This window comes from Fibrella aestuarina BUZ 2 (genome assembly GCF_000331105.1).
Classification (GTDB): domain Bacteria; phylum Bacteroidota; class Bacteroidia; order Cytophagales; family Spirosomataceae; genus Fibrella; species Fibrella aestuarina.
Map to the genome: position 1 here is coordinate 52901 of NC_019012.1, position 18750 is coordinate 71650.

General features: G+C 49.7%; 23 protein-coding genes. 8 read left to right on the forward strand and 15 right to left on the reverse strand.

What is annotated here, in order from left to right:
• Positions 1 to 81 precede the first annotated feature (81 nt).
• The 5 genes from FAES_RS28310 to FAES_RS28330 all read left to right on the forward strand — a co-directional run bounded on the left by FAES_RS28310 (position 82) and on the right by FAES_RS28330 (position 2540).
• Entirely contained in the window at positions 82 to 600 is a 519-nt protein-coding gene (locus tag FAES_RS28310; protein WP_015056723.1) for a plasmid mobilization protein, read from the forward strand.
• Positions 597 to 1262: a relaxase/mobilization nuclease domain-containing protein gene (locus tag FAES_RS28315; RefSeq protein WP_015056724.1), complete on the forward strand. Its 666-nt coding sequence runs from the start codon at positions 597 to 599 to the stop codon at positions 1260 to 1262. The genes FAES_RS28310 and FAES_RS28315 overlap by 4 nt, the downstream gene beginning before the upstream one ends.
• 54 nt (positions 1263 to 1316) lie before the next feature.
• On the forward strand, positions 1317 to 1583 hold the full coding sequence (locus FAES_RS28320; RefSeq protein ID WP_015056725.1) for a hypothetical protein: 267 nt from the start codon (positions 1317 to 1319) through the stop codon (positions 1581 to 1583).
• Positions 1584 to 1615: 32 nt separating this feature from the next.
• On the forward strand, positions 1616 to 1906 hold the full coding sequence (locus FAES_RS28325) for a hypothetical protein (RefSeq protein ID WP_041259733.1): 291 nt from the start codon (positions 1616 to 1618) through the stop codon (positions 1904 to 1906).
• Between the two features lie 124 nt (positions 1907 to 2030).
• On the forward strand, positions 2031 to 2540 hold the full coding sequence (locus tag FAES_RS28330) for a hypothetical protein (protein ID WP_041259692.1): 510 nt from the start codon (positions 2031 to 2033) through the stop codon (positions 2538 to 2540).
• Between the two features lie 153 nt (positions 2541 to 2693).
• Here FAES_RS28330 and FAES_RS28335 read toward each other — a convergent pair whose 3' ends face one another.
• Genes FAES_RS28335 through FAES_RS29460 form a run of 13 tightly spaced genes read right to left on the reverse strand, consistent with a single transcriptional unit; the run spans position 2694 to position 13764 of the window.
• The gene (locus FAES_RS28335; RefSeq protein WP_015056728.1) at positions 2694 to 3263 is read right to left on the reverse strand and encodes a conjugal transfer protein TraO; all 570 of its coding nucleotides are present in this window, start codon (positions 3261 to 3263) and stop codon (positions 2694 to 2696) included.
• Positions 3264 to 3266: 3 nt separating this feature from the next.
• On the reverse strand, positions 3267 to 4436 hold the full coding sequence (gene traN, locus FAES_RS28340) for a conjugative transposon protein TraN (RefSeq protein WP_015056729.1): 1170 nt from the start codon (positions 4434 to 4436) through the stop codon (positions 3267 to 3269).
• A 20-nt stretch (positions 4437 to 4456) separates the two neighbouring features.
• Complete coding sequence (gene traM, locus FAES_RS28345) at positions 4457 to 5977, reverse strand: conjugative transposon protein TraM (protein WP_015056730.1); 1521 nt, start codon at positions 5975 to 5977, stop codon at positions 4457 to 4459.
• Entirely contained in the window at positions 5974 to 6207 is a 234-nt protein-coding gene (locus tag FAES_RS28350) for a hypothetical protein (RefSeq protein WP_015056731.1), read from the reverse strand. Before FAES_RS28350 ends, traM begins: the two co-directional genes overlap by 4 nt.
• A gap of 1 nt (position 6208) precedes the next feature.
• Entirely contained in the window at positions 6209 to 6823 is a 615-nt protein-coding gene (gene traK / locus FAES_RS28355) for a conjugative transposon protein TraK (protein ID WP_015056732.1), read from the reverse strand.
• Positions 6820 to 7068 carry a hypothetical protein gene (locus FAES_RS29860; RefSeq protein WP_015056733.1) on the reverse strand — a complete coding sequence of 83 codons (249 nt, stop codon included), beginning with the start codon at positions 7066 to 7068 and terminating at the stop codon, positions 6820 to 6822. The genes traK and FAES_RS29860 overlap by 4 nt, the downstream gene beginning before the upstream one ends.
• A 50-nt stretch (positions 7069 to 7118) precedes the next feature.
• Positions 7119 to 8414, reverse strand: coding sequence for a TraJ family protein (locus FAES_RS28360; RefSeq protein WP_015056734.1), 1296 nt, complete (start codon positions 8412 to 8414; stop codon positions 7119 to 7121).
• Between the two features lie 45 nt (positions 8415 to 8459).
• A complete protein-coding gene (locus FAES_RS28365) occupies positions 8460 to 9464 on the reverse strand; it encodes a hypothetical protein (RefSeq protein WP_015056735.1) in 1005 nt (334 codons plus the stop codon).
• Between the two features lie 36 nt (positions 9465 to 9500).
• Entirely contained in the window at positions 9501 to 12095 is a 2595-nt protein-coding gene (locus tag FAES_RS28370; RefSeq protein ID WP_015056736.1) for a TraG family conjugative transposon ATPase, read from the reverse strand.
• Entirely contained in the window at positions 12092 to 12430 is a 339-nt protein-coding gene (locus FAES_RS28375) for a DUF4133 domain-containing protein (protein WP_015056737.1), read from the reverse strand. Before FAES_RS28375 ends, FAES_RS28370 begins: the two co-directional genes overlap by 4 nt.
• Positions 12427 to 12879: a DUF4134 family protein gene (locus FAES_RS28380; protein WP_015056738.1), complete on the reverse strand. Its 453-nt coding sequence runs from the start codon at positions 12877 to 12879 to the stop codon at positions 12427 to 12429. The genes FAES_RS28375 and FAES_RS28380 overlap by 4 nt, the downstream gene beginning before the upstream one ends.
• Positions 12876 to 13412, reverse strand: a complete 537-nt coding sequence (locus tag FAES_RS28385) for a DUF4134 family protein (protein WP_041259695.1) — start codon at positions 13410 to 13412, stop codon at positions 12876 to 12878. Before FAES_RS28385 ends, FAES_RS28380 begins: the two co-directional genes overlap by 4 nt.
• Positions 13413 to 13425: 13 nt before the next feature.
• Entirely contained in the window at positions 13426 to 13764 is a 339-nt protein-coding gene (locus FAES_RS29460; RefSeq protein WP_041259697.1) for a DUF4134 domain-containing protein, read from the reverse strand.
• Positions 13765 to 14016: 252 nt separating this feature from the next.
• Here FAES_RS29460 and FAES_RS28395 point away from each other — a divergent pair, with 252 nt between their 5' ends.
• From FAES_RS28395 to FAES_RS28405, 3 genes are all read left to right on the forward strand, one after another.
• Entirely contained in the window at positions 14017 to 14613 is a 597-nt protein-coding gene (locus FAES_RS28395) for a hypothetical protein (RefSeq protein WP_015056740.1), read from the forward strand.
• Positions 14614 to 14788: 175 nt separating this feature from the next.
• Positions 14789 to 15385 (forward strand): nucleotide-binding protein, encoded by a 597-nt coding sequence (locus FAES_RS28400; RefSeq protein WP_041259736.1) that lies wholly within the window; start codon positions 14789 to 14791, stop codon positions 15383 to 15385.
• A 24-nt stretch (positions 15386 to 15409) separates the two neighbouring features.
• Positions 15410 to 15688: a hypothetical protein gene (locus FAES_RS28405; RefSeq protein WP_015056742.1), complete on the forward strand. Its 279-nt coding sequence runs from the start codon at positions 15410 to 15412 to the stop codon at positions 15686 to 15688.
• Between the two features lie 74 nt (positions 15689 to 15762).
• Here the strand turns inward: FAES_RS28405 and FAES_RS28410 are convergent, their stop codons facing one another.
• Both FAES_RS28410 and FAES_RS28415 read right to left on the reverse strand, forming a co-directional pair.
• Positions 15763 to 17217: an argonaute/piwi family protein gene (locus FAES_RS28410; RefSeq protein ID WP_015056743.1), complete on the reverse strand. Its 1455-nt coding sequence runs from the start codon at positions 17215 to 17217 to the stop codon at positions 15763 to 15765.
• Entirely contained in the window at positions 17214 to 18749 is a 1536-nt protein-coding gene (locus FAES_RS28415; RefSeq protein WP_015056745.1) for an SMEK domain-containing protein, read from the reverse strand. Before FAES_RS28415 ends, FAES_RS28410 begins: the two co-directional genes overlap by 4 nt.
• Between the last annotated feature and the right edge of the window lies 1 nt (position 18750).

Here is an 18750-nt window from a genome sequence, read left to right on the forward strand (position 1 = left end):
GCAAGCGACAACCCGGTTGCTCACTGCAACTCGAAACGGAGTGTGTAGCAAGCTATGTTTTTGTATATACAGCGGGTAGCTATGAGTGAGAAAACAGGTAGAAGTGAACCAGCAGCAGGTGATCAAAAAACACCCGAAACCCGGTCGAAGGGTGTCTACGTGCGGCTTACGAAAACGGAAGAGGAACAGCTTAAAAAATTGAGCCAGCAATCGGGTGTGAGTGTGTCAACACTATTACGGACGGGTGTTTTGGGGCAGTTAGACCGCCTGCCCGTCTTCCAAAAGCTTCCTGCTGACGTGACCGCTCAATTGTCTAAGCTCGACCGGTTAACAACGGCTCTTTGGTTCATCAGCCAACGGGCCGACGCGGACGCAATCTATGCTCAAGATATTCGGGACATCGTGTATCAGGTAGGGGCAATCAGTCAGCAGGTGTATAAATTTTGCGAGCAGAACAAGACTCGCTTATCCACGATCACGCTGCTTGATGGTCTGATCCGCGACATTCAGCAAGAGGAGACAACATCAATTGGTAACTCAACGCTGCTCCAAATCCTGACACAAATCCGCGACAGCTACGAGACCGTTTATAAATCATGATTGGCAAAGTGGCCCGCTTTGGCTCCAGCTTTTTGGGGGCCATGCACTACTGTTATTACGAAACGCGGTCGAATCACAGCCTTGACCGCTCGCGCATCCGTGGCGAACTGATCTACGCCCAGCACCTCAGCGTAACCACTCTCACCGACGACCGACTACGCACCGAATCCAAGAGCCGTTTGAACTTAGAAGCAATGGCAACCACCATGCAGTCGATGGCCGCGTTGAATGAACGTACCCGTAAGCCGGTGTGGCATCAAAGCTTTTCGTTTCCCATTGGCGAATGCCCACCCGCCCAAGTGATGGTGGGTATCTGCCAGTCTTTTGCCCGGACATTCGGTATGGAGAACAACCCGATGGTGGCGTTTCGGCACCGTGATCGGGAACACGAACATTTCCATATAGTCGCCAGCCGCATTGATGTGACGGGTAAGAATACGGCGAAAACAAGCTTTAACTATCGGGAGGTAGCTCAGTTCTGTAGGGCAATGGAAGATCGGCATGATCTTACGCCCGGTCCACCGACCAAGCGTGAACGTCAACATCAGTCGTCCGATGTAGCGGTTATGCACCATCACGAGAAGCCATTGGTCCAACAGTCCGATGAACGACAGCCAGCCGTTCCGAAGCCATTAATACGACAAAACAAAGTGGGTGTTTAAGTGGCGATAGAAAAATAGTTGTATATTTGACTATCCAACTAAACAACTACAACGATGGAGACTTCTGTGGAGAACAACGAAGATAAAGTACTGGATGGAGGCAGTTACGATGACGTGAGGTTTGTCTTTGTCAGGCAGGAATCGGTTTCGGTCTACGAAGTGCGGGATAGTTTGGGTGAGGTAGTAAACATTGTCATTGCCGAGGGCATCGACGATCCCGAACGCTTCCAGAGTCGCACAGTAGCCGAGCAGGATGCAATGAAGACGTTGGCATTGGACGAGTATTATGGCGGAAGCGAGTGGGAGGGGCCTACATTTTAGAAATTGCTATCACTAAGAAGCTGCTTTTGAACATGAGAAATACGCCCATCCGCGCTGACTATACCTACTCGATTGAAGGCAATATCATCGTCATCGTAGATCTGGACTTAGGCAACCGGAGTGTGACGAATGATATTGAAAATGTACTGGCCGACATCCGCACCGACCTCGGCAGTTTAGCTGGCTACTCGGTTATCTATCGCGATAGTATGGGTCATTGGGATGCCGTGAGTTTAGTAAACGATGTTGTTTACTTTTACCCACTCAACGCAACTGAGCGTGAGAAGGCACTGAGTAGGTTCATACCGCTGGTTGAATCGTAGCACGCAATTCTACATAGTTGCTATAACGACTGACTTATCCACTGGGAGCTAAGTTGATGAAATTAATAGCTTTTTCTCACAGATTTATCAATTGCCATCTATTTCCAGAATAACCCGTTCGAGTATGTACAGAACAATTTTACTGACGTTATCACTGGCCTTCGTCCTGTTCTTGGGTTGGATGGAGCCGAGCTATGGGCAATCCGTGAACGGCTATGAAAAGACAATCATTTTCAGTGGGTACGCTCCCGACCAAACCCAACTGATTTTCTACTTTACAATCAAAGGAGAGAGGGCATCAAGCGCATCCGCCGAGTTTATACCTCAGGGAGACCACGACAAAGCCAAGCATCTAAACTTATACTTGCTTGGCAAAGGGTCCCCTTTCGCGAAATGGAAGGGCATTAAATTGTCTGCTGATGCACCAAAAGATACTACCCCGCAGGAAGTGATGTATTTAATGGCTGATGCTGATACTGATCGGTTATATCTCAGTGACTACGCCGGACACATCATTACAGTTCTTGATTGGCATTATGAAGGTCCCGTAAATGGGCGAGGCACCGCCTGTACCACCTGTTTAGGTAAATTAGAGGCATTTCAGGCATTCAGGCGTTATTTTCTGAACGGTTGACGGGTGGATTAGGTAGAGGGGAAAAAGATAGTTGAGGGCAAAAGGTACAAAGCGGGGTGATTGACCAACTATTTGTTGGTCAGTCACCCCGCTTTGTTTGTCGGCTTACTACGCTTTGTGATGTTGCCTAAGTATGTACCGAATACGTTTTTGTCAATGCCATCGCCACCCCACACTGATTAGCGTGTGAAACGGCTGGAGCGTGGACTTTGGTTGCCAGCGTTGCCGAAGGCTGACGACGACGGGCGACAACTCGAAGTCAATGCCAGCGTCAACACCCAGTAGCCATCGGGATGTAGTCGGCATGGTTGAACACAAACTATCGGCCATCATTTGGGCTGGACGGGTGGGCGTGGTTTCGTAGAGTAGGAGGGGTTGCACGGAGCCGCGCACAAAGCGAGTGCGGAAGGCATTGCGCCACAGGTTAAATTCATAGCCCCAGCCAACTGCAAACTGTCGTACCGTTCCTGTAGAAAGGGAATCCTCTCCGCGTACTGTCTTCTGCACGTAGCTAACCGAAACCTTCCAGGCATTGTATTGACGATTGTACCGGCCCGTGCTGAACGTACCCAGCCAACCTATGTCATTATGCTTTGCCCAAGGCCCATCGGCGACACCAGCTTGCACGTCGAAGAAACGCTGTCCTTTCAGGTGCGACTGCCCGCAGGCAGACGTGATGCTGAAACCAGTCAATACAAATACGAAAATGCAGTAGTTTTTCATGGCTCAAAGCGGTTTGGCTAACAACAGTACGTCGGCTTCAATTTGATAGCGGAGGTGGCGACCGCCGTTTTTCTCATACAATTCCACGTCGATGACTTTGTCTTCAGTGAGTGTGGTTAAGGGCAAAGCATATACAAGAGTCTGTTCTGTTTTGGCCCGCAGCAGCTTGGGTTCGCTTGGGTATCGACTGTAAGGTTTTAGCTCAATCTCCTGTGCGGCCATGCGCTTCAGCTTCTCCTTGTCGCGGACGTAGAACTTCATGAAGTCGGCTTCGTAGTCGATGTGGCTATCGTTGCGAAGATTGAATTGCAGATACAGCACTTTATCCGCTACGTAGATGCCCGTAACCATGCTGGTGATTCGCATGGAAGAAGCCCCAATATTTCGGACAAAGGGCTTGCGGTCGTTGACGCGCTCACAATGATTTTGTAAATCACTCTCCGGCATCGGCATCCCGTTGGCCGTTGTCGATTGCACAAACGTAATAGCGGCTGACCGATTGATGCCCAACGAGCGGCTGGTGTAGTCATCGGCGGTCACATTGTTCGCCATGTTGATATTCAAAATCTCCGGCTCTTCCTGGTAGCGGATCAGGAACGAGAAGAAGCCGCCGTCCTCAGTAATGACCGTCATGTTGGTCTCCTTGCCGGAATCGGACTGGCAAAACACTTTCGCATTCGGGTTGGCTTTAACGCGCAGGACGTTGGTGACGGTTTCGGGTACTTGCGCCAGCACGTAGTCGGTCCCGGCATCAAACTCCTTTATCTTAGCCGGAAAGATGATGTGCGTCGTCTTGCGGTCTGAAATGCCAAGTGGGTACGATCCTTTCACCGCCGAACGGTCGATGGGTAGCAGATACGGCTTGGCACGTACCCGATCAACCAACTCCGGGTTTGCTATGCGGACAGGCGTTTCGAGTGCTGTAACTGCCGATTTGGGGCCAGTTGATCGTTGGGCCGTTGATGATACTGCCGACTTCGACAGGGTAGTAGTGAGAAGAGCCAGCGCGTGATAGTTGCTTTTCTGAGTTGTCGCAACAGTCTGAAAGGACTTGCCAACTAACGGTTTAAGTGGCATCGTTAGTTTGACAGGCCGGGTTGTTGAGCGGCTCCGTTGAGCACTTACTGTAAGGGGCGTAAAGGCAATGAAATAGAGTAAGATGAAGCGTATCATAGGATTGTGAAGAGTATAAATCAGTTAGTAAAATCATGAGTGGTTTGATCGGCCCGAAGGAAGATTCGGTAGTTTGGTTTCACGGTCACTTTCACCGAAGCCAATTTCGACTGCACGAAGGAACGTACCCCCTGGAAGGCCGTATTGGTAACCTGCATCGCCAACTGACTGCCGACCTGTTGCCCAAACGAACCTTGCGGAACGAAGTAGTAGGGCGATGAAATAGCCTGTCCAGCGGAACTGCCCACGCCCTGAGCCAAACGGTTTTTATCGGCCAGTTTTGGCACGGCAAGTCCCGCCCGACCATCTAAGTCGTAAGCAGTTAGGCGAATTGGGTAGATGTCGCTCCCCAGCCGGACACTCGTAATGATCACGTTCACCCGGTCGGCACTCATGCTACACGTACCTGCCAAAAGTGTATGGGCAGGTAGCTTTACAACCTTTCCGTTTAGTCGCAAAGGAGTGTCTTCCAGCAGTCGAATGTTGAGCGTACTGCCGTTCTGCACCGTCACGGCATCACCGTCGCCGTGAACGACAGCCGGGATTGATTGGGTGGCAGGGGAGGAGGGAGTATCTAATTGGGCTCCTGAGGCAGAAAGTCCATAAAAGCCTGTATTGCTCATGTTTATTGCCTTTCGCGTTTGGGTGTTCATCGGGTCCGCCAATTGGCCCTCGCCCATCGATGCTCCCTCACCCTGCTGGGCTGCCTGCTCTGCCGCTATCTCACGGCTAAAAAGCTTTTGATACGAAGCCGGCAACGTACCGTTGTACTTCGCTTTCAACTGTTTGTAGTCGGCCATCTGCAACGAGGCATCTGATGACACCCCCGTCGTTGTCGGTTGGGCAAATTGTCCGTTTGCGCGGTCAATGTGCCGCAGCAGTGCATCCGCCGTTTTCTGATCCAGCTCGCGTTCGCGTCGGGCCAAACGTTCCTCAGTCAATTGCTCTTTCCCCTTGGGCGACCGATGCATGGTTCTATAAATAGCATCCCGTTCGGCCTGCTGATGATCGAATTGGCGATTCAGCGCACTGCGCCGGGCGGCTTTACATTCCGTGGCCGTGATATAGGGTTGGGTAGTTTGCCGGGTTTGTTTCCCGATACTGTTTAGATCTGCTTCCGTCAGCGACTCGTTCGAGCCACGTGCCAGCGAGGGGTCTTTGCCCGTCAACAGTTGCGTACCTGAAGCTGCCTGACGATCCATCGCCCCGGTTGCGTTCGGGTTGAGCGAAGCCCCATCGTAGCCGTACTTGTCGTATTTCTCCCGCGCGTCGAGACCGTGCGGACGTGCTTCGGGCGGGGCCAGTGAGGAGGCACCCCCATCGGACAGTTCGCCGGGTTTAGGTGGGGTATCTGACCCAATGAAGCCTCCAAGGAAACCGAAGATGGCAACGCCCAGCAAAAAGGCAAAGCCGCCAATCAGTAGCATAATCTGTTTACGGCCTGCCTTCCCTTTCTGCACCGTTTCGCTACCCGGTGCAGGTGTTTCCTCAATGGATGTATCAAAAAAAGGGGCTTTTGGTGATTGTTCAGCAGGTGTCATTGCGTGAGTAAGGCAATAAAATAGAGTAGAAAAAATAGAGCCAATAGGGCCAGAAAGGCATTTCTAAGCCGAAACCCAATCCGATGCTGCCCCTGGTTTAGCCCATTAGCAAGCCGCTGTTCCAAACGCAGCAGGTACGTTGCCGCCCACGCTCCCAGCCGAAAAGCCGGGTGTTGTTCGGGTGAGCGTTCGGGTTGTGTAGTCTTGTTCGTTGTGCGAAACAGTCCCATGCTATTTGTTGTATTCCTGCGTGACGCGGGACGAAAGAATATGGAAGTCGCGCATGAGTAAGCCGTTCGGTGAATTATCGCTACGGTTCACATCAACCAAATTAGTTTCCGTTACCAAGCTCCGGTGCACAATGGCCGTAGCCCGCTCCTGTACCAGCCGGGCATACGTGATAGCCCGGTATGGGTAGTGCCGCAGGTCGGCCACGACTGAGTCGATTTGCACCCGTTGCGTAACGTTACCCTGCACCATGTCTCGGTAAAAATTCTGCTCTGATAGGTTATTATACAGTCGCTTGGCGGACTCGTCGCAGAGAAACATGGCTCGTCGGATGTTCTCGTCGATTGACTTTGGGTCGGGCGAAACGGTAAAGAATAGTTCGTGGAAACGACCGACATGATGGCGCAATTCTGCCGGGCGATTATCGGTTACGCTGCCGCAGGTAACTTGTATAGCCTCACCCCGATTGACGAGGTAAATGCGCTTACTGAACTCATTACTGTATTTAAAGGCAAGCCCTACCGCCGTGAGAGCCACCACGAAACTGAACCCAAACGCGGCCATCAACAACCAACGTCCGCGCTGAAAATCTTTCTCTAATTGCAGTAGCTCTTTCATTGGGTATCACGGTCGGTTTTGGCTGTATGTGATATGGAAATTGGTTGTTGAATACGTTCATCATAAATGGCAACAGCCGCCCCCTTCTGATGAAAAACGTAGGTGTTTTGGGTAGCCTGTCGGTAAAGCCCGAAGCTCCAAACAATGCTACCTACGACGACAAGCGCCAGTAACGTTAAACCTGTTGTGCTGATCAATAGCATATGCTTATGCCTGATCAGTAAGTTGTTATGATAGTGATTCATAGACTGTTTAGCTAAAGAGTTTGCGGTACGCCTTGTTCAAAAGCAATGTTTTAGAGTCGATTTTCCTTCTTGGGGTACGTCTTGCGGTAGGCTCCTACGGTGGCTCCGTGAGCAGCCGCCACTGCCCCGGCTCCCGTACCGATGACAGCTCCAGCCACGCCACCGGCAATTCCTTTTACGCCCCGGCTGAACGTACTGCCGCCCGAAGCGGCTCCGGCTCGTGCTCCCCTTGCCGCACCTCCTGCGACGTGCGCGGCCATCGTGAATGGTGATTTGGCTACGCCTGCGGCCATGTTCCCCCCAAATCGCGCTACGTTGGTGACGTTGGTTGCTACGCTATTGCCCATGCGGGCTGCTACGGTGTGGCCTGCCGCTTTAAGTGGTTTCGTGACGGGTGAGGCCACCGTGCCCGCACCTGACTTAGCCAGACTGGTGGCTCCCTGCACCATCGCGCCAACGCCACCTACGGTTACCAGCATATTAGTCATGGACGGCACCTGGCAATAGCCGATCAGGCACATCACCAGAATACCAATGAATGCCAGCCCCATGTACTCAGGCGTGTGGGCCTCGGCCCCTCCCGCGTTGCCCAACACAATGGTTTTTGGGTCGTAGTAGCTGAGGTACTTCAGCGTGACTTTGAAGGCAATGGACGAATACACGGCTGCGACCGTCGGGAGCAGGGTGTAGTTAATATACTTGCCAAACCACTCGGCAATATTATTTGCCATGCCCGGAAACACCGCGAGCGCGATGGCAAGGGGTGCGCCCATTCGTAGCACGAGCCGGTAAGTGAACGAGATCAGGAATAGAATGCACTCGGCCAATTGCATCAGAGCCAGCAGGATGTCCTGCGTGTAGGAGAGCAATTCATACTTAAACTTTTCTGAGTACTCAGCAAAGCTCAGTTTTAGGCTCGACCCGAAGGCATCAGGGTTAAACGACGGGTCAACCTGTCGGAATAGTTCGGGGTGTTCACCAATCTCCTGCCATTTGGCATCGACGGTTTGCTGTAGCAGCTTCGTCTGCTCGGCAATCTTCTCGTACAATGTACCGTTCTGCCGTTCAACCGCCGTGCGGATACTTTCGCCCAGTTTGTCGATGCCGTTGCAAATGCGGGGCGACAAACCGATTAGCACCATCAGCATAAACGGGCGCAGGTACGGGAAGAAATCAATCGACTCGGAGCGCATTACTTGGGGAATGAGCCGCGAGAAGATGTACACCAACGCCCCAATGCCGGCCACCGCCCTGATTTTCGACTCAATCAGGGCCGTTACGTCCATCGTGGAGGCTGTCATGTCGGCGTAAAGGCCCAGCAGCGTTTTGTAAGCGTCAAAAAGCATGGATGTAAGTGGTTTGGTACGCGCAGGAGTTGATAGTCAGCAGTTTCATCCCCCACTGCTGTTCATCTTCTCCTGACATTCGCGCTGGATGGCGGCTCGTTTATCGGCGGCTATCTGTCGCCCTCGAATCCGAACCAGAATCTCAAATTCGGCATCCGAAATAATGTGGCCGTCGTAAGGGTCCACGTACCCATTGGGCTTGCCCTTCTTATCCGGGTCGAAGTAGGGCGGGTAGAGAAATTTCATCTCTGCATAAGCCTGTTGTTCGCCCTGTAGGTCAGCAATCTGAAGTTTGTCCTGGCATTCCTGTATCATAGCCGTTTTCCGGTCGATCTCGGCCTGCTTCTGCCGTTGCTGTTGGGCAATGGTTTCTTCGTCGAGGGCCGATTTGCTGCGGTCGGTGTAATCATCGTCGTAACCTTTTTCGCCCAGCATGAACTGTACTTCGCTGTAGCTGCCCTGCTTGTTCAGTGTCGGTTCAGCCATCGCGTACAGGCGGCTCGTCATCTGCCAGTCTTTCTGGGAACGTACCCGGCGCAGCGACATCGACCGCACTTTGTAATAGTAGTTGTTGACTAATCCCTGAAATTTCTTAGCACTTTCGTAGGCCCGGAAAATCCACTCGATACGTCCCTGATCATTGATCTCGAACAGGTTCTGCGACGTACCTTGTCGCATATCCTTGAGGATGTCGTTGGCGTGGGTACCCATTGCGCTCAGGTCATCGGCGATCAGTGAATACTCGGCGGGGTAGATGTGGCCGTCCTTGCTGATGACCGTCGAGATACTTTGTAGCGTTCGGGTCGTTTGCTGCACCGTCGAGATCAATTGTTGGCCCCGGTGGTAGCTCTGAACGGCTCCCTTTACCTTTTTCAGCTTTTCAACGGCATCGACCATCGTCTTGAACGAGGGCTTTTGGATCAGCGACATCAGGTTGGATACCGCCGTGTGAATGGGGTCAGAGACCACAAACTGCGCTTGCAGAGCGGGTGGAGCCAGGCACAGGCAAAGCAGTAGCCCGGCCACCCGAAAAAGTCGGTTGGTTTGCATGATTGAATAGGGTTGAATTGCTCTAACGCATTGCCTTTAGGGGATTCGGCTGTACTGTTCCGTGCCGTTGAGCGGTCGGGGAGGGCGACCATTGGGGTGCAAAAGCGGTACACCTTGCGCGTTTACGGGTAAATATCCCCCTGCACGTTCGCCCCGCGCCCAGCCCTTTACTGCCGACTCTAAATCATTGCCGTACTTCGTTTTCGCCAGATCGTCAATCTCCTCCACCTTCGACCGCTCCGTGGTGAACGTACCGTAGGCAACCCGACTCACCTCCACACCATACACCTTGCAGTAGTCGCCCAACAGTAGAGCCAGATCATTGTAAGGCGGGCGGTTCGGGTCTTTGCCCTTATTGATACTCAGAATGATATTGGCCTGCTTCTCTGATAAGGACAGCGTTTGCATGACCTCCGAAAACCGCTTCTCGTAGTTGCTCTGATCGAGCAAAAACTTAATGGGCGAGTTGTTGATGATCGCATCCTTCACGATGGCGTTGCCCACCAGATCGTCCACTTCCTGCGTCACCACACCCAGCGACCCCAAGTGTTTCCGCACCGTTTTGGAACACCACCGCAGAAACTGTGCGAAGTTTTCCTTGGCCAATGCCTTCCAGGCTTCCTCGATGATGAGCATTTTCAACACGCCCCGGACGCTGAATAGCTTACGGACGTAGGTGTTCATAATCATGATGGTCGTCACGGGAAATAGCACCGGGTGGTCCTTGATGTTGTCCAGTTCGTACACCACGAAAGGCAGTTCCATCAGGTCGATGTTCTTCCGGGAGTTGAGCAGGTAGCCGTATTGATTATCCGCGTGGAAAGGCCGGAGTATGTACAGAAAGTTGTTCAGGTTGAATTCACGCTCTGACCCCATGTTGCGCGCGAAGATGGCCGGGTACGTATCACGGGTGAAGGCATAGAACGTATCGAAACAGGGAAACGAGTCATCATCGCCTGTGTCGTGCATGTGCCGCATGGCCCCGTAATACTCGTGGACGATATTAGCAATGGTCACCTCCTCGGCTTTGGTGGCCGGTTCTCCGTCTTTCTTCCAAAGGGCCATCAGCAGGTTTGCCAGCGCGTCTTTGGTTTCCTCATCCGGGTTTAAATCCTTGATGTAGAACGGATTAAATTCAATTGGGTTGTCGGCCTCGTAAGTAATGTACCGCCCACCCATGAGCGTACATAGTCGTTTGTAGGAGCCGCCCACGTCAACCAGACTGATGTGCGTTCCGTGCGCGAGCAGGTAGTACACTAAGTTGTTCATGGAGAATGATTTGCCCGACCCCGACGGTCCTATAACCATGAAGTTGCGGTTGGCAATAATGCCCCGTTCCATTGGTCCGAAGAACGGGTCAACCATGCAGGGGCGACCAAAGCGGTCGGTCAGTAACAGCCCGTTTTTGCAGAAAAAATCATCCTGATAATTGGTTTCCGTGTTCCACAGGGCCGTTGCTTCTTCTAAAAAGCAAGTAGCTAAGTTGTCGGCTCCGATTTCGGCGATGTTGCCTGGAATGCACGACCAATACAGCGTTTCTGCGTCGTAGGTGGCTAATTTCGGCTTGAAGCCCAGTTTAGAAATCGCTGCTGCTGTCTGTGAACGGTACGTATCGGCCACGTCGGGGTCCTGGTGAAACACGACCACGTTGTAATGCGCCCGTACCACGCGCCGGTTGCGATCTTTAACTTCCTCCATAAACGCATCTTTCGAGCGGATGCTGACCTCGTTTTCTTTCGACCAGGCCGCAAACGAGGTGTGCCGTTTTACTTCTTTAACCAGTTCGTTGGTTAGGGCGTGGCCGTCTTCGATAAGCAGCACCTGATTATAGATGTGGTTGAAGGGCAGCAACATACCCAACGCTGAACCCGTCGAAATAGGAAAATGGCTACTGTCGGTAGAGAACTGCTCCAGCCGCGCCGAATTGTACACTTCGTTCGGAAAGTCGCTCAGTTCCGAGAGTGTGTAAGTATGAGTACGTTGCCCTGCGATAGTCAAGCCGTTGGTCAGGTCGATGTCGTGCAGCGTCGGGTCATCGAGGGACAGAGAAAAGTACCGTTGGAATAGCCCGGTATGTTCGCCATTATCTAACAACTCGGTAGGGGTTAGCCGGTGCAGCTTCATCTTGCCCGAATCCTGGTAGATTGCCGCAAACTGATTGACCACATCCACGAACTCCGCCCAGGTACGGCTGTCCTGCATTTCCTTTGGCACCAAATGTCGTTTCAACAGCGACGACTGCCCACTGGTACGTTTCAGGGGCGAGGTAGCCGGGCGAGTGATGTAGAGATAACACCGATGCCGCAAGTAAGGCCGATCCGAAAAATGCCGCTCGTTCTCCCAGGCCACATAGTTTGTCTCCCGCAAAAATTCATTTCCAAACGGAGGTGTATATACGTCTTCGATAAACAGGTCCTGTTTGTGAACCATGTACCCCACCGGCAATACCTTAGCCGCTCGGATCAATACGTCGTGCAAGGCATCATATTCCCCATCCGACACGGCAAAGATTTCCAGAGCCTGTAGCTCAAAAGCCGCCGTAATGTCCGCGTTTTTTGAGACCAGGCAACCCGTCGGCTCGTCGATGCACAGAATTGGGAAAAGTTGCGCGAGTGATTTGCTCTTCTTCATCGTGGGGTACGTGCTACAGTAGTACGGACAGGGATCAGCCGGTTGAATGACTGATGCTGGCAGACGTATTGGGGCCGGAGTCGTTGTACCTGTTGCTTAACGGCCCCCCACCGACCATGCCGGTTGTTTTGGGTGTAGCACCAGGCCAACGTACCACCACTGCCTACGGCCAGCACGAACAGAGCAACCAGAATGGGCAAGCCCAGAATATAGCTGAACAGCGTGACAAAGACTGAAGCGATCAGCCCTCCGGCTGCGTAGTAAAAATGCAGGCCGCGTAGCCCCCGAAACTCGATTTCGTTATCAACACCCCGGTGAATTGGGTAAGATTTCATAGCATTGCTGAGATTATTGAACTCATCAGGAACAAAAACGCCAATGAGCCAAACCATTTGAACATGAACTCGTAGAGGTCGTCGTCACCCCGCCGAAACTTTTGAAACACCCGGATCAGGCCGATGATCGCCACGACAACGCCCAACAGCAGGGCCGCCCGGCTCCCCTCGATTGCCATCGACTGCGTGTACTGTTGGGCGAGGTAATCGCTTCCCCCGAACGAAGACGAAAAGACTCCGCTCAGGATGAAGCGATCTACCGCGTAGGCGGCCCCGCCACAGAAGGCAATGCTCGTTAGCCACAACACCAGTGGCCCCTCCACGTCTTCGCCCCGGTTCCATTGCTGGTAGATCCGAAACCCCGCAACCACTGCGGCAAAGGCACACAGCCAAAGACCAATAGACTTCACCTGCCCGTAAGCCTGAAATTCGTCGTAGAGTAGGATCACCGGGTCAGTCGTGTGTATTCGCGGAGCGAGTCAGACGCGACGCGGTAGTAGTTACGAATCGAATCCACCTGGGCATCGCTGCCGGGCCGGTAGGCCGTAGGAGCCAACGTACCTGCGGTTGGGTCGGCAATGGCTGAATTGTCTTCCGTGCCTCGGTACAGGAGCTTATCCGTACCAAACCGGGACGAGGTTACCGAAGGCATCCGGCGGCCAACCCAGCCCTGCAAAAACAGCGCAATCATGCTAACGCCGATTATAGCTGATCCCAACCGCCAGACTTCTACGGCAAAGTCACCCGTACCGGCCTGAACGCGGGCGTAGATCCGAAGCCCCCCGATGAGGGCCGTTAGCCCACACACGGCCCAAACGAATTTGAGAAACGTCGGCATTCGGCTTAGGATAGGGTTTGTAAACTGTCCATCGATGCCCACTGATGCGGCTGGATTGCCGTTTAGATTGACGTTCTGGGCCAGCCCGACATACGTGATGAGCAGGCAGCAGCCCAGCAGCCACAATGTTTTCAGGCGGAACATGGAGCACATCCGATTAGGCGTTTTGGAAAAATACAGCTTGGAGAATAGCGGCAAAGGCCAGTAGGAAAAGCACTGAGCCACCCCAGTTGACTGCCGATTTTTGCACGTCCTGATCGCCCGCCTGCATTTTTGAGTAGATGCGAAATGCACCAAAAATGCCGACAATAGCGGCAATGACATACATCACCGTTGTCATGGGCCGGAAGTAATCCTGTAGGTCTCGCGTTGTTTGAGTAAGCACTTGTACTCCTGCTCCAATGCCCTTGGTTTGATCGACGTTTTGGGCGAGCGTAAAGGTTGCTGAGAGCATGGTAAGCAGTAGCCCACGCCCTGCAATTGTGAATCGTTTCATGAAATCAATGCGTGTTAAACGGTTACTGTCTCCGGCCAGATGACATTGCAAAGATTAGATAAATGTTTAAAAAATTAAATAATAAAAGGTAAAAAATTATTTTTAATTAAGTTATACATTTGATTATCAAGGCTATATTCTTTTACTTAATTCGTTACGGTCAATCTTGTCAGGCAACCTGTATAGTACTAATTTCTCCAAATCGGGAAAGGCCACTACTTTTACAAAAAAGTTTTACTCTGTTTATCCGCTATGTTTACTCAACTAAATCGCGTGCTCGCCCTTGTCATTACATCAATCAGTCTGTTTACTGCTCAAGGTTGCAAACCCTCCGACAATACGAATCCATTATCAGCGGACAAACAGCAGGAACAATCAGCCAACGCGGCTGTTAGGCTCAGTGGTAACTACGCTTGCGTCCGATTGCAATTGGACAATGGTTACACAGAAGGGCGCGGTCAACTAAAAGGAGTAGGGTACTCAGCGATGGTGCGGGCCAAAGGCGACTCGGTTCAATTGGCTCTGACAGGTGACGGCACGGCAGGCGCGTTCAACGGACTTGATTTAGGCACGTATGCTGTTGACGCTAAATCAAGCGGGGGAAGTGCGCCTACCTATTTTACGATTAAGAAGAACATCCTGACGGATTACAACGCGGTGACAGTAGTTGACCGTAGTGTAGATGGTAAACAGATCACGTATTCGTTCCCCATTTCGTTATTTCAATTCTTACCAGGCACGGCAAAGGCCGGTCAGTTCACGCCTGTCAAAGCGTCTGACATCTTCACAGCGACACAAAAGGTCGTTGGCATTTTTACCCTTGAACGAACGATCACAATCGCTAATTGACTATTTAATTTGTCAGATAGTCTAATAATTGAGCTTGTTGTTTTGGGGATATTAAGTTGATTATTAGTCTTTTGAAATTATTTCTGTGCAATCATTTTTTATAGCTGGTTAGTTTTATAGACAACTATTTGTAATCATTTGCCATATTTGCCCATCACTGGCCCAAATGCACAGCATGAAAATCATTACAGTTGCTCATCAAAAAGGGGGGGTAGGCAAAACGACGCTGGCACTTAATTTGGCCTTTTACCTGAAAGATATTAAGAGGGTCGGTATTGTCGATACAGACTTACAGGGAAGTGTTCAGGGGCTTGACTCGTTGCTCGACGGCATTACGCTGGTCAGTTACGAAAACTTGCAGGAGGGTAACTACCCTGAACTCGACGTGATTATCATCGACACGCCCCCGTACCTGACGAGCAAACTGACAGAACTCTTCGCCGTATCTGACTTTGTACTGGTGCCCACGAAGGTGAGCTACCTGGACGCAATGGCTCTAAAAGCGACGATGGCAATGCTTCAGCAGACCCAACAGGAACGCCCAGATCTTCGTGCCGGCATCGTACTCAACATGGTGAAGCCACGTACCTCGATGAACCGGGAAATAAAGGACATCTTGGATGCCTACCCGATACCCACCTTGAAAACGCGGATACACGAACGGGTCAGCTACATTCGCTCTGTGATTGCAGGCGGCATCGTACAACTGGAAGACGAGAAAGCACACGACGAAATGGCCGACTTGGCCGAAGAAATCATCGAACAACTTTAAGCGACCGCACAGACAGAACAACTCATGGCAGAATCCCTAAAAGAACGGCAGGCCCGCCTGGCCGACAGACTCAAATCTGAACCGCCCAAAGCACCTATTCAAGAAGTCAATCCAGTTGTCGCAACCGACGAGCGGACCACTATGAAAACAGTAGCACCACCCACTGCTGATGACCTCGTGCAGTTCAATGTCAAGATTCCTAAGCAAATGGCGAAGGCTGTAAAGCAGGTTGCTCTTGATGATGAAGTCGATATTCGGGACGTGGTGCGAGTGGCAATAGACGAGTATCTAAAGCGAAGGTAGGGACTATGTAGAAAAACCCAGATTTCACTGGGTTTTCTGTATTGTATAATTGCAATGATTGAGCAAATTACTTGTCACATGTAGAAGCTGTATCGAAGTTCCATATCGCTATCGTCACCTTCTGGCAAATATTTCAAGATATCGCCTACCTTCCGGGCACATTCAATGGTTATAGGTAGTCGCCGATCAAACTGCGTATTATTCCAATTCATCTTTGTTAATCCTAAGATTTCGTTGCAAATCAATTCTGGTGAAACGTCGTGCCGGAACAAACGAATTTGAAGTGGATTGGGAATATACATACCTGGGTAAGTCTCAAAATACGGGACTGATCCTCGTGAGTAAAGCAAGTGATTCTTTTCATCAAAACTTAACAAAGTCCCGCGCACAGGAGGATACCGTTGGTCCCTAAATAATCTAAACGTAGTACCACGTTGAATGGTAACCATATCTAGTGCATCAATCCGACTTTCACGCGCTGCTTCAATAATTCCAGCCTGTTCTGCATCCGTGAAATTTGATGTTTTATGTACTACCAGACGCTGAGGTGCTAAATGTAAAGACTCTCTGTATTCAGCTAAGGCCCGATTCATCAAACGGTATGCTTGTTCTGCTGTTAAATGCGGTACAGGATCGCTCTTTTTGACATGAATGGGGTCTTCCCCACGCAAAATCACCCCTTTACCTAACTCATTGAATATCTGTGCAATGCTTGTTTGCATAGATACTCTATCTCTGCTCTGATAGAAGCTAATTCCGGCATAACAAACAACCGAAGCAGGAGGACGTATTAAGCTCCAGGGCGTACCCGCTGCTTTATAGTATAAGGCCGTAAAAAGATTCCAGGCAATGCTGGCTTTGTCCTGCATTTCGCCTGATGGATTATTAATGCGATCTCGTATAATCTGAATAGGAATATGGTGTTTCATCGCACGTGCTTTCAGCATCCTGCGAAAGTTGTACTCCATCTTATTACTTGCTCTCTCATCATCGTCGCCTTCCCCTGCTTCATCGGCAGATTGTTCTTCATCAGCTTCAAGCGCGGTGTTGGGATTAAAATGTTGGACAAATGATTCTGGAACTACACAAAGTATTACACTTGGTTTTTTATTTTCAGATAGCCATTTGATTTTTCTAACGTATAATTCTACCGCACTTTCGATAACTTCATCTTCACTGCCGACCTTATATACCTCGTCAAACTCAGTATTATTGATTCGACGGACATACTCTTCTTCATATACCAATTGGGAACAGAATCCATTTTGTTTTTGGAAGCCCATAAAACTGGGGAAAAGCTTTGGCTGCTTACTGGGTTTGGCATCAATGATAGATTTACCTTCTTCAAGCCAAGTTAGAACTATATCGACACTATCACTTTTTCCAATCACACCTACAACCACCTTTTCAGGGCGGTCTTGTTGATGAATGTCGTAAGGACCAAAACGCCGAATACCATCTTTAGGGCATATAGACGTGTTGTTGTTGCCGAATTCCAGCAACGGTTCTGGTAGATTTATCAGTCTCATTCCTCGAACTCTATGTCCAGTTGTAATTTGTCATCTTTTGCCTTCGGTTCTGATTTAACCCAGACATCATCGGGAATAGACGGTTGTGATTCAAAGTAGGCAGGAAATTCAGAAAATTTTAGTGTGAATGCTGAAGACCACATATCTCCTTTTGCGAGATGAATTAGATAACCAGCTAAAAATTGAAAACTTTCCAATACAGCTTTGTTTTTTTCAAGCTTTTTAAGGCCCGTTGAATACAAAGCTGCAAATGGGCTAGGTCTGTAGCCGTTTTTAGGACTAGTAAAACTCCAATCCGGCTTCAATGCTATGTACCACTTGTCGCCAAAGCGATTAAATGTTACTCCAAAAGCCAAATGCCGAAAGCTGGTGTAATGTTTACCTTTTCGCGTTCGTTCCTTACCATCTTCATCGGTTATTTTTGTCTCATTTGTTTTGGATTTAACTCCTGACACAACACTTCGGCCAGCTTTCCCTTTACCTTGAACTTTAAGAGGTCTGGGAGGCTTCGCAGTCATGCGAAATCGATATACTTTCTCGTCATGAATCCACTCAATTTGACGACCACGTAAATCCTGAGTAAGTGATGTATTCAAGACTTGTTTGAATACGTTTTCCCTATCTAAATTTTCACCTATAAATTCTTCAGGTGTTATGACTGTGATTGTTCCCAAGTCAATTACGTTTCGGAGTCGCTCGGATGACTCGTGTAGATTCCTAAAAGTTAAAATTTTCTTTTCATACACTACATAGTCATCAAAGTAGCCAATATTGGATTGCTTAAAAAATATTTTTATGTCATCTTTCTCCGACATATGGTTCAGTTTCCCGAACTTCTTTCTTGCCTTCAGATCAGCTATTAATTCTTGTCTGTAATAATTAAAATCAAACTGTAAGTCGGCAACGAACAGTTTTTTAGGGATTAACATCTCAAGCAAATTTGGATAAATTCTATCTGTTTTACCGTCAATACGGTTTATATAATCATTGGTCGCTTTTCTGGCTTCAATTTTTAATTCTGAAAACTCATCAGTTAATAACTGAGCAATCTTGTTAAGTTTTTGAGTATTGAGTACGTGTTCATGAATATACTTGAACAAAGTTGTATTATCTATGATATCACGATCTGCTATAAAATTATAGTCTTCGGGAAGTAAAGCTTTAAAGTCTTTTCGGTAATTATTTTGCCGCTCAGTTATAATATATATGATGAGTCTATCAAAAGGTTTGTTTAATTCGTTCTCTGTAAACTTGGTTAAAGTATGGGTAATCTTTTCAGCATCAGCGGTTGCCGTTACTTGAATAGAAACCCCACTTTCAAAGTCAATAAGATCAATAGCTGGTGCGTTTTTTAACTGAACGTTAGCATTTTGAAGACCCTGATAGCCAAACACTTCTTTTAACAGGGGAATCAACACATTCTCTGAGTGAATATTGATGTCATACAAACTGGCCGCGTTTAACTGCTTAACTTCCTCAGTAAAGCGACCTAAGTACGTGCTAATTTTCCCTAAGAGTTCTTGTCGATTCACG

Bases quoted from the DNA above. Each gene is read 5' to 3' on its own strand.
- traN (WP_015056729.1), bottom strand. From the start codon at position 4,436: ATGATACGCTTCATCTTACTCTATTTCATTGCCTTTACGCCCCTTACA.
- FAES_RS28360 (WP_015056734.1), bottom strand. From the start codon at position 8,414: ATGCTTTTTGACGCTTACAAAACGCTGCTGGGCCTTTACGCCGACATG.
- FAES_RS28365 (WP_015056735.1), bottom strand. From the start codon at position 9,464: ATGCAAACCAACCGACTTTTTCGGGTGGCCGGGCTACTGCTTTGCCTG.
- FAES_RS28410 (WP_015056743.1), bottom strand. From the start codon at position 17,217: ATGAGACTGATAAATCTACCAGAACCGTTGCTGGAATTCGGCAACAAC.
- traM (WP_015056730.1), bottom strand. From the start codon at position 5,977: ATGACACCTGCTGAACAATCACCAAAAGCCCCTTTTTTTGATACATCC.
- FAES_RS28375 (WP_015056737.1), bottom strand. From the start codon at position 12,430: ATGAAATCTTACCCAATTCACCGGGGTGTTGATAACGAAATCGAGTTT.
- FAES_RS28405 (WP_015056742.1), top strand. From the start codon at position 15,410: ATGGCAGAATCCCTAAAAGAACGGCAGGCCCGCCTGGCCGACAGACTC.
- FAES_RS28320 (WP_015056725.1), top strand. From the start codon at position 1,317: ATGGAGACTTCTGTGGAGAACAACGAAGATAAAGTACTGGATGGAGGC.
- FAES_RS28400 (WP_041259736.1), top strand. From the start codon at position 14,789: ATGAAAATCATTACAGTTGCTCATCAAAAAGGGGGGGTAGGCAAAACG.
- FAES_RS28310 (WP_015056723.1), top strand. From the start codon at position 82: ATGAGTGAGAAAACAGGTAGAAGTGAACCAGCAGCAGGTGATCAAAAA.
- FAES_RS29860 (WP_015056733.1), bottom strand. From the start codon at position 7,068: ATGAATCACTATCATAACAACTTACTGATCAGGCATAAGCATATGCTA.
- FAES_RS28370 (WP_015056736.1), bottom strand. From the start codon at position 12,095: ATGAAGAAGAGCAAATCACTCGCGCAACTTTTCCCAATTCTGTGCATC.
- FAES_RS28385 (WP_041259695.1), bottom strand. From the start codon at position 13,412: ATGTTCCGCCTGAAAACATTGTGGCTGCTGGGCTGCTGCCTGCTCATC.
- FAES_RS28330 (WP_041259692.1), top strand. From the start codon at position 2,031: ATGTACAGAACAATTTTACTGACGTTATCACTGGCCTTCGTCCTGTTC.
- FAES_RS28350 (WP_015056731.1), bottom strand. From the start codon at position 6,207: ATGGGACTGTTTCGCACAACGAACAAGACTACACAACCCGAACGCTCA.
- FAES_RS28335 (WP_015056728.1), bottom strand. From the start codon at position 3,263: ATGAAAAACTACTGCATTTTCGTATTTGTATTGACTGGTTTCAGCATC.
- FAES_RS29460 (WP_041259697.1), bottom strand. From the start codon at position 13,764: ATGAAACGATTCACAATTGCAGGGCGTGGGCTACTGCTTACCATGCTC.
- FAES_RS28315 (WP_015056724.1), top strand. From the start codon at position 597: ATGATTGGCAAAGTGGCCCGCTTTGGCTCCAGCTTTTTGGGGGCCATG.
- traK (WP_015056732.1), bottom strand. From the start codon at position 6,823: ATGAAAGAGCTACTGCAATTAGAGAAAGATTTTCAGCGCGGACGTTGG.
- FAES_RS28325 (WP_041259733.1), top strand. From the start codon at position 1,616: ATGAGAAATACGCCCATCCGCGCTGACTATACCTACTCGATTGAAGGC.
- FAES_RS28395 (WP_015056740.1), top strand. From the start codon at position 14,017: ATGTTTACTCAACTAAATCGCGTGCTCGCCCTTGTCATTACATCAATC.